The sequence below is a fragment of the Corallococcus sp. AB018 genome (assembly GCF_003986945.1).
GTDB lineage: Bacteria > Myxococcota > Myxococcia > Myxococcales > Myxococcaceae > Corallococcus > Corallococcus exiguus.
The window spans coordinates 23,840-32,048 of record NZ_RAWR01000115.1; the positions used below are offsets into that span (position 1 = coordinate 23,840).

General features: G+C 68.7%; 9 protein-coding genes. 2 read left to right on the forward strand and 7 right to left on the reverse strand.

Annotated features, from left to right (window positions below; translation table 11 throughout):
- The first annotated feature begins 101 nt into the window (after positions 1-101).
- Positions 102-758 carry a sterol desaturase family protein gene (locus D7Y11_RS23875; RefSeq protein ID WP_233596758.1) on the forward strand — a complete coding sequence of 219 codons (657 nt, stop codon included), beginning with the start codon at positions 102-104 and terminating at the stop codon, positions 756-758.
- Here the strand turns inward: D7Y11_RS23875 and D7Y11_RS23880 are convergent.
- From D7Y11_RS23880 to D7Y11_RS23905, 6 genes are all read right to left on the reverse strand, one after another.
- Positions 685-1,266, reverse strand: a complete 582-nt coding sequence (locus D7Y11_RS23880) for a dual specificity protein phosphatase family protein (RefSeq protein ID WP_120575692.1) — start codon at positions 1,264-1,266, stop codon at positions 685-687. The two genes, D7Y11_RS23875 and D7Y11_RS23880, sit on opposite strands and share 74 nt — an antisense overlap.
- Before the next feature lie 19 nt (positions 1,267-1,285).
- Positions 1,286-2,281, reverse strand: coding sequence for a hypothetical protein (locus D7Y11_RS23885; RefSeq protein WP_120575691.1), 996 nt, complete (start codon positions 2,279-2,281; stop codon positions 1,286-1,288).
- Positions 2,271-3,512, reverse strand: a complete 1,242-nt coding sequence (locus tag D7Y11_RS23890; RefSeq protein ID WP_120575690.1) for a GtrA family protein — start codon at positions 3,510-3,512, stop codon at positions 2,271-2,273. Before D7Y11_RS23890 ends, D7Y11_RS23885 begins: the two co-directional genes overlap by 11 nt.
- A complete protein-coding gene (locus D7Y11_RS23895; RefSeq protein WP_120575689.1) occupies positions 3,505-4,440 on the reverse strand; it encodes a phosphatase PAP2 family protein in 936 nt (311 codons plus the stop codon). Before D7Y11_RS23895 ends, D7Y11_RS23890 begins: the two co-directional genes overlap by 8 nt.
- On the reverse strand, positions 4,418-5,752 hold the full coding sequence (locus D7Y11_RS23900) for an inositol-3-phosphate synthase (RefSeq protein ID WP_120575688.1): 1,335 nt from the start codon (positions 5,750-5,752) through the stop codon (positions 4,418-4,420). Before D7Y11_RS23900 ends, D7Y11_RS23895 begins: the two co-directional genes overlap by 23 nt.
- Positions 5,753-6,181: 429 nt before the next feature.
- Positions 6,182-6,700 (reverse strand): pyridoxamine 5'-phosphate oxidase family protein, encoded by a 519-nt coding sequence (locus tag D7Y11_RS23905; RefSeq protein WP_121752244.1) that lies wholly within the window; start codon positions 6,698-6,700, stop codon positions 6,182-6,184.
- A 166-nt stretch (positions 6,701-6,866) separates the two neighbouring features.
- Here D7Y11_RS23905 and D7Y11_RS23910 point away from each other — a divergent pair, with 166 nt between their 5' ends.
- Entirely contained in the window at positions 6,867-7,361 is a 495-nt protein-coding gene (locus D7Y11_RS23910; RefSeq protein WP_120575686.1) for a hypothetical protein, read from the forward strand.
- A gap of 10 nt (positions 7,362-7,371) precedes the next feature.
- Here the strand turns inward: D7Y11_RS23910 and D7Y11_RS23915 are convergent.
- Positions 7,372-8,209, reverse strand: an 838-nt coding sequence (locus D7Y11_RS23915; protein WP_233607378.1) for an aldo/keto reductase, incomplete at its 5' end; no start/stop codon positions are given.

Genomic DNA, 8,209 nt, shown 5'->3' on the forward strand with positions numbered 1-8,209 from the left:
GCGACACTGCGGAGGGACGAACGGGCACGGGCGCCTGGGAGTCTCCGACCCAAACTTCGTCTTGTATGGGGCGCTCATACTTCAGGTATCAATCCGGCCGGATGTTCGAGAACGCCTTCATGGAGGCGGCCTCGAAGCTGCACCCCGCGGTGCCGGTCCTCCTCTACATCCCGCTCACGCTGGGCCTGCTCGGGTGGGGCCTGTCAGGGGGACGGACGTCCGTGGGGCGGGTCCTGCTGTTCATCCCGCTGGGCCTGCTGACATGGATCCTCATGGAGTACTGCATCCACCGGTTCTTCTTCCACTGGGAGGGCAAAGGCCGGCTCACCCAGCGGGTGCATGAGATTGCCCATGGCTACCACCACAAGTACCCGGACGACTCACAGCGCCTGGTGATGCCGCTCATCGTCACCATCCCGCTGTCCTCGCTCATCGGCGGGCTGCTGTGGATGGTGGGGCGCCCGGCGCAGATGCTCCCGTACTTCGTGGGCATCGTCTGGGGCTACGTGACCTACGACACCCTCCACTGGGCCACGCACCACCGCACGCCGAAAACGGCCTGGGGGAAGGCGCTGCGCGCGCACCACATGGCGCACCACTTCGCGACGCCGGACCGCAACTTCGGCATCAGCAACCGGTGGATGGACATGCTGATGGGGAGCGGCGGACGGCAGGCCCCGCTGCCTAGGCCGCCTTCTCCGGAACGCCCGTCCAAGCCGCCACGAAGTCCGCCAGACCGCGCAACTGCCGGTCGTTGAGCGTCGCCTGCCAGCGCGCGTGGCGCACCGCCCGGTACGCCTCCGGCGCGTCCCAGCCGCGCGCCACCATCACCGCCAGGCCCATCAGCGGCCCGCGCCCCACGCCGTGCTCGCAGTGCGCGTACAGCACTCCGCCCGCGTCCAGCCGGGGCAGCGCCCAGCGCACCCCTTGCGACAGCTGCTCCACGGATGGCGGGTAGCGGTCCGTCACCGGCAGGCTGAGCAGCTCGATGCCCAGCGCCGCCAGCGCCTCGCGGTCGTCACAGCGCTCCGCGCGCAGGTCGATGACGCAGGTGATGCCCCGGGCCTTCAGCTCGCCGTAGCGCGCGCGGGACACGCCGCCGCCCACGTGCAGCCACGGGTTCACCTGGGACACGTTGAGGGCGCGCTTGCCGGGCAGCTTGGTGGTCCACTCCACCCCGCGCGCCACCACCCGCAGCACCTGCTTGCGCACGAACCCCCGGACCCCGGGGACGTGATGCACCGACCGCAGCAACGACTCGCTCACGCTTGAAGACCCCTGCCGGCTACTCGCCTTCCACCGACACTTCCATCAACCCTTCCACCGGCGCCTTGCCCGGGCGCTCCATCACGCCCCGCAGCAGGTACGTCACCGGCGAGCCCACCACGGGCCGCACCAGCCCACTCAGCACTCCCAGCGACTCCACCGGTGCACTGCGCTGAAGCAGGGAGGTGCCGCGCAAAGTCAGCGCCGGCTTGCCGTCGCGGTCGGTGAGCTCCGCCCGCCACGTGCTCTTCTCCTTCGTGCCCGTCTGCGTGACCGTGAAGGACTCCAGGAGCCGCGCGGCCCCCTTGCCCTCCCAGACGTAGACAGGCGCGTAGTCGCCCTCCTGCCCCTCGCGCGCCAGCACCACCATGTGCTGCGGACCCTTCATCGCGCGGAAGCGCACCCAGCGCTTCGCCAGCTTCGCCGGCGCCACCGTGCTGCGCGAGTGGTCCACGTACCCGCCGCCCGCCAGCGTCACCGCCGCGGACTTGGGCACCTGGAGCGTCAGCTTCACGGGGCTCGCGCCCAGCAGCACCTCGTGGCGGTAGCGGTCCTTGCCGTTCTCCACCACGGAGCCCTCCGGCGACCACGGCTCGGGCTTCTTCGCGTACTCCAGCGTCACCCGCCCGTTGTCCAACGCCGCGTCCACCGTCAGGCCCGCGTCCGTCGCCTGGGCCGTGCACGTGCCCAACTTGAGCGTGTCCGTGTCGGGCGTGTAGCCCCACTCCTTCGCCCCCATGCGCGTCTGCGGCGACCAGGCAGGCTTGCCCGGCCGCAGCACGGTGGCGCGGCAGATGCCCGTGCGCGACCCCGGGCCAATGTTCGTCACCGACAGGTTCACTGTCACATAGGTGCCGTCGTCCGCATCCGCCACGAAGGTGAAGCTCTCTCCGTACCGGTCGCTGGAGTCGAAGGACAACCCCAGCACGCCGCCCGCCGCCGCCACCCCCGGAAGCGAAAGCAGGGCCCCCACCAGCAGGGCCCTCAAGCCGCGGGCGCGCGTGTCACGCCGCATGGGGCCGCTGCTCCAGGAGCTCGTCCGAGTTGTCGTTGAAGACGTAGTCGCGCTGCAGCGGCAGGTTCCACGCGAAGTACACGACGCCGCGCACCAGCCACCAACCCAGCGTGTACGCCAGCTGCGGGTGCAGCGTGAGCAGCGCCACGCCGCCCGCGTTGAGCAGCGCGCTGGTCGCGCTCACCAGCGTGTAGCGCGCCAGCTGCGGCGCCACCGCACCCTGGCTGCGGAAGGTGATGACCCGGTTGATGGAGTAGTTCACCACTCCGCCCAGCACGCAGCCGGCCACCGTGGCCCACACCGGGGAGATGCCTCCCCACTCCACCATGCCCAGCACCGCCACGAAGTCCACCGCCGTGGCGATGGCGCCCGCCGCCGCGTTGAAGCCGAACAGCGCCACGCCCGAGCGCTGCTTCACCGGCTTCTTGGGCGTCAGGGCCCGCACCAGCGTGCGGAAGCGCGCCAGCGCCGTGACGTTGCTCAGGACTGCCACGAACACCAGGCCCGCCACCGCCAGCCAGTGCATGGGGTGCTTCTCCGTCGGCCAGAACAGCGCCTCCAGGATGGGCGACAGCGCCGTTCCCACGCCCAGGAACAGCACCCGCTCCAGCCGCTGCATCGCGCCGTCGCGCACGCTCACGCCCAGGCCTTCACCCTTGGCGCGCACGTACGGCACCAGCGAGGAGCCCATCAGCGCACCCAGCGCGGGCAGCAGCACCCAGGTGTCCCGGTAGTACCAGGCCAGGCCCATCAGGATGGCGGAGTCCACGTACCGGTCCAGCACGGAGTCCAGCGCCGCGCCCGCGGGGTTGGCCTCCTTGCGGGTGCGCGCCACGCGGCCGTCCATCACGTCCAGCACGCCCGCCAGCAGGAACAGCCAGCCGCCCAGCGCGAACCGGCCCGCCGCCACCGCCACGCCGGACGACACGCCCAGCAGGCCCGACAGCATGGACAGCGCGTTGGCCGGAAGGCCCGAGCGCAGCAGCACCCGCCACAGCGGCTGGATGACCCAGAAGAAGTAGTGGCGCAGGAAGAAGCCCACCAGCACCGACTTGCCGCGCGTCAGTGTCTCCTCGTCTCGCGGGATGCCCTTGATGGCACAGCGGATACAGAAGAGCACCAGGCCCACGAGGAAGTACGCGACCGCGAACAGCGCGGGCGCCAGCGCGGTCCAGATGCGCGCCGAAGGGGACAGGTCGCCACTCAGCAAGGCCAGCATGTTGTCATGCACGGGTGTTCCCTCCAGACGGCAGGGTCAAGGGCGCCACTCCTGGCGCTTCCATGGCCCGTCTTGCGAAGACAGCCCTCACGACGACGAAGGCCACGACCGCCGCGATGCTTCCCGCGAGCACGTCGAGGACATAGTGGTGCGTGAGATACACGGCGGAAAAAGCGACGAGCAGCGCGAACAGGATGGTGCCCACCCGCCACGCGGGGCCCTTGTGCCAGAGGACGAGCACCATCATCAGCGGGTAGGCCGCGTGCAGCGACGGCATGGCCCCGAAGACGTTGGGGTTCTTGGCGTAGAAGTTCGCGAAGTAGTGGATGCCGAAGAAGGCATCGAAGCGCGCGGTGCCCGCCGGACTGGGCGGCGCCGACAGGTCCGCGAGTCCCGGCCCGTACTTCAGCACGTACCAGGGGGGAGCCGCGGGGTAGATCACGTAGGTGACCACGCCAATGGCGTTCACCACGAAGAAGGCCCAGCACAGCTGTTCGAAGCGCACGTCCTTCTTGAAGAAGAACAACAGCGCCACGAGGAAGACCTCGTAGAGGTAGGCCGCGTAGGCCCAGCCGCACAGCAGGTCCAACGGTGTGTTGGGGTGACGCGACCACCACTCGGGCCAGTGCGTTCCGCCCGGGGCGGGGAACAGCAGCTTCTCCAGGTTCCACAGGTCGCCGGTGTGGATGGTGCCGCGCACCCCCAGCCACAGCGCTTGGCTGTCCAGGATCATACCGGTGAGCCACAGCGGGAACGCGCCGCGGAGGAACCGCCGCGGGCCGGCGCCGGCCCAGGCCAGCACCACCAGCAGCAGGTCCGCCGCGACGTGCTCCCACCGGACGCGGCCGGTGGAGACCACCAACGTGAAGTGGCCCGCCGCCATGACGGTGACGAGCCACTTGAACGCGGAGTCGTTCTTAGCGGGCGAGCGGGAGGTCATCCCCGTAGTAGTCCAGCCCCAGGTGGGTGATGGGCTCTTCGCCCGCGACGACGCGCAGCGTGTTCTTCAGCTTGGTCAGCTGGATGAACAGGTCGTGCTCCACCGGCAGACCCGGGTGGGCCATGGGGCTCTTGAAGTAGAAGGACATCCACTCCTGGATGCCCCGCCACTCCATCCGCTTCGCCAGGTCCAGGAACAGCGCGATGTCCAGCACCAGCGGCGCCGCCAGGATGGAGTCGCGGCAGAGGAAGTTGACCTTGATCTGCATCGGGTAGCCCAGCCACCCGGTGATGTCGATGTTGTCCCAACCCTCCTTCGCGTCGCCGCGGGGCGGGTAGTAGTGGATCGACACCTTGTGCGAGTACTTGTTGTACAGCTCCGGGTACAGGTCCGGCTGCAGGATGGTGTCGAGCACGCTCGACTTGGTCACTTCCTTGGCCTTGAAGGCCTGGGGATCATCCAGCACCTCGCCGTCACGGTTGCCCAGGATGTTGGTGGAGAACCACCCCTCCAGGCCCAGCATGCGCGCCTTGAGCGCGGGCGCGATGACCGTCTTCATCATCGTCTGGCCGCTCTTGAGGTCACGGCCCGCGACGGGCACGCCCTCCAGCTTGGCCATCTCCTGCAGCGCCGGCGTGTCCACGGAGGCGTTCGGCGTCCCGTTGGCGAACGGCACGCCTTCCTTGATGGCCGCGTAGGTGTAGAGCGCCGTGGGGTTGATGTCCGGGCTGTTGGCGTCCAGCGCCTTCTCGAAGTTGGCCAGCGTCTGGAAGGCCTCCGGCAGCGGGCGGAAGGTCTCCACGCTGCTGCACACCACCATCACGGCGCGCTTGGCGTTGAGCTCCTTCTTGAAGTCCCGGATGTCCTGGCGGATGGCCTCGATGCTCTCGCGGTGCGTCTTCGTGGCCTTGATGTGGTTGGCCGCGATACGGCGCACGAACTCCGGATCATGCACGCCCGGCTTCGGCTTGATGCCCTGGAGGAAGGGCTTCACCTGCTCCAGGTGCTTGTCGGTCAGCACGCCCGAGCGCACGGCCACCTGGTAGGCGTCCTCGCTGATGATGTCCCACGCGCCGAAGACGACGTCGTCCAGCGTGGCCAGCGGCACCAGCTCGTTGAGCTTCACGGTGCGGCCGTCGGTGCGCTTGCCCAGGCGGGCCGTGCCCATCTGCGTGAGCGAGCCAATGGGGGCGCCCTTGCCCTGCCGCGCCAGCTCCACACCCGCCATCAGCGTGGTGGAAACCGCGCCCAGGCCCGGGATGAGCACCGCCAGCTTGCCCTCGGGCTTCGCGACCTTCTTCTTATTCTCCATCGTCCTGATTCCTTCGAATGGCGGGAAATCGCTCCGCCCAATGAGCGTCTCCGAGTCCGTTCCATCCGGCGCCGGCAAAAATGCCGGACGGAAGGTGGAAAATCTCGAAAGCGGATGGTTGATACTCTAAACCGTCTGTCACTTCAACGTGATGTGCGGACGGTTTGCGGCTCGTACCACGGCGGCGCTCGGCTGCATGACTCGGGCCGGGGCCTCGCTACAAGCCAGGACGAACGGCGCTGTCAGAGAAACAGCAACCATGGGGCAAAAGTCTCACCCACCACGGCGAGCTCCCTGGGGGCGCTCGCCGGGTGGGTCCAGGTGCGTCAGGTCTGAGGCTGTCCTGCTTTCACACACCCCCTGACACACGTGTCAGGATTTGAGAGCGTGGGAACCACCGGCCTTCCGGCGGCCCCGTTCGGGTTCCCGTCAGTTGTGGCGGGGGGCGCCCCGGTCGAGCTTCTGGTTGTCGCCCGGGTGGTACTTATCGCCGGTGAGGACGGCTTTCACGAACCCGACCAGCTGGACCATCTTGCTGTTGGGCGTGTCCCAGTACTCGGCCTTCTCGACGGAGACGCGCAGCAGGGCCAGGTTCGGATCATCCAGACCCTGGGGGAACCAGGCCTTGAGGGCGGGGTTCCACAGCTCCTTGGCCTTGGCCTTGTCGCGGATCAGCGCGCAGCGGCCGCTGACGGACACGTACCGGTCCCGGGTGGGGTCTGAGTAGGCGAGGCTGACGTGGTGGTCCTTCTGCACCTCGTCCACCTTGTGGGTGTGGTCGTTGGTGAAGAACCACAGCTCCCCGTCGAAGTCCTTGTCGTAGGTCCACATCGGCCGGCTGCGCAGGCTGCCGTCGGCGTCCACGGTCGTCATCATCGCGACCTTGATGCCGTGGATGAGCTTGCCCAGGTGCTCCACCACGTCCTGCGGACTCTTCGTCGTCGTCATGTGCTCGCCTCCCTTGGCGGTTGAAGGTAGGCAGCGGCCGGGCAGCGAACATCGTCCGCACCGCCGGGTCGGCACCCCGGCAGCCGGGCGTGTGATAGGGGGCGTGCCGGGCCCACTCGCTTGTTTCGTCTTTCGGAACGAGGCGCGACGGCCGGGAGCGACACGGATGCTGAAGACCGCGTGGAACGAGTGGAGCCTGAAGGCGCTGCAGCTGGAGACGGCCCTGCTGGCGCTGGAGGAGATTGAGCTGCCGGACGCGATGCACGCGCTCCAGGACGCCGCCCAGCAGAAGCTGCTGGAGCTGGCGCGGGCGTGGCAGAAGACGCAGCCCGCGAAGGAGCCGCGCGAGTGGGCGCGCGAGGAGAAGGCGGGCGGCACGCCTCGCGACGAGGAGCTGGCGGACCTGGTGAAGGGCTTCCGCGAGGACGGCAAGACGTGGACGCTCTACCGCCTCACCAGTGACAAGAAGGAAGTGGTGGAGACGGTGGTGTCCGAAGGGCGCGCGTGCATGGCGGCGGGTGGCGAGTACTACCTGGGCCAGTGGGACGCGGAGGACGGCGTGCTGGAGGTGGGGCGCGACGACGAGGCCGGCGAGCCCGGCACCGGGCTGGTGCTGGAGCCGGGCGGCGAGCTGCGCTACTCGCCGTCGCCCGACCTGTAGTCCGGGCTGATCAAGACTCGAAGAGCTTCACCATCCGCGCGCGCAGCTTCTCATCAGGGAGCCGTCCGAAGCCCGCCTTCACGTTGTCCTCCAGGTGGGCGGGGTCGGACGTGGCGGGGATGGGGCAGTTCACGGCGGGGTGGCCCAGGATGAACTTGAGGAAGAACTGGGCCCAGCTGGAGCAGTCGAACTCCGCGGCCCAGTCCGGCAGGGGGCGGCCCTTCATCTTGCGGAAGAGGTTGCCCTTGTCGAAGGGCTCCATGACGAGCACGGCCACGCCGTGCTCCTTCGCCGCGGGCAACAGGCGCGCTTCGGCGTCGCGCATCGCGAGCGAGTAGGGCAGCTGCACGAAGTCCAGCTTGCCGCCCTGGATGTGCTTCTCCAGGTCGTCGAAGGCGCTGCGCAGGTAGTGGGTGACGCCCACGTAGCGGATCTTCTTCGCGGCCTTCATCTCCCGCAGCACGGGCAGATGCACGTCCACGTCCAGCAGGTTGTGCACCTGCATCAGGTCCATGCGGCCGTGGCCCATCTTCTGGAGGGACGCTTGTATCTGCGCCGCCCCTTCCGCCTTGCCGCGCGTCCAGACCTTGGTGGCGAGGAACGGCGTCTTCTCCTGGCCGGACTGCTTCAGCAGGTCGCCCACGACGGCCTCGGAGCGGCCGTACATGGGGGACGAGTCGATGAGGCGCGCGCCCGAGTCGAAGAACTTCTGGAGGACCTGGGCCAGGGGGGCGCGTTCGTTCGCGGCGCCGCCGACGTCGAAGGTCTGCCAGGTGCCCATGCCGATGACGGGCAGGGCTTCGCCGGAGCTGGGGATGGGGCGGGTGAGCATGCGGGGACTCTGGGCC

Bases quoted from the DNA above. Each gene is read 5' to 3' on its own strand.
- D7Y11_RS23895 (WP_120575689.1), bottom strand. From the start codon at position 4,440: ATGACCTCCCGCTCGCCCGCTAAGAACGACTCCGCGTTCAAGTGGCTC.
- D7Y11_RS23905 (WP_121752244.1), bottom strand. From the start codon at position 6,700: ATGACGACGACGAAGAGTCCGCAGGACGTGGTGGAGCACCTGGGCAAG.
- D7Y11_RS23875 (WP_233596758.1), top strand. From the start codon at position 102: ATGTTCGAGAACGCCTTCATGGAGGCGGCCTCGAAGCTGCACCCCGCG.
- D7Y11_RS23885 (WP_120575691.1), bottom strand. From the start codon at position 2,281: ATGCGGCGTGACACGCGCGCCCGCGGCTTGAGGGCCCTGCTGGTGGGG.
- D7Y11_RS23900 (WP_120575688.1), bottom strand. From the start codon at position 5,752: ATGGAGAATAAGAAGAAGGTCGCGAAGCCCGAGGGCAAGCTGGCGGTG.
- D7Y11_RS23910 (WP_120575686.1), top strand. From the start codon at position 6,867: ATGCTGAAGACCGCGTGGAACGAGTGGAGCCTGAAGGCGCTGCAGCTG.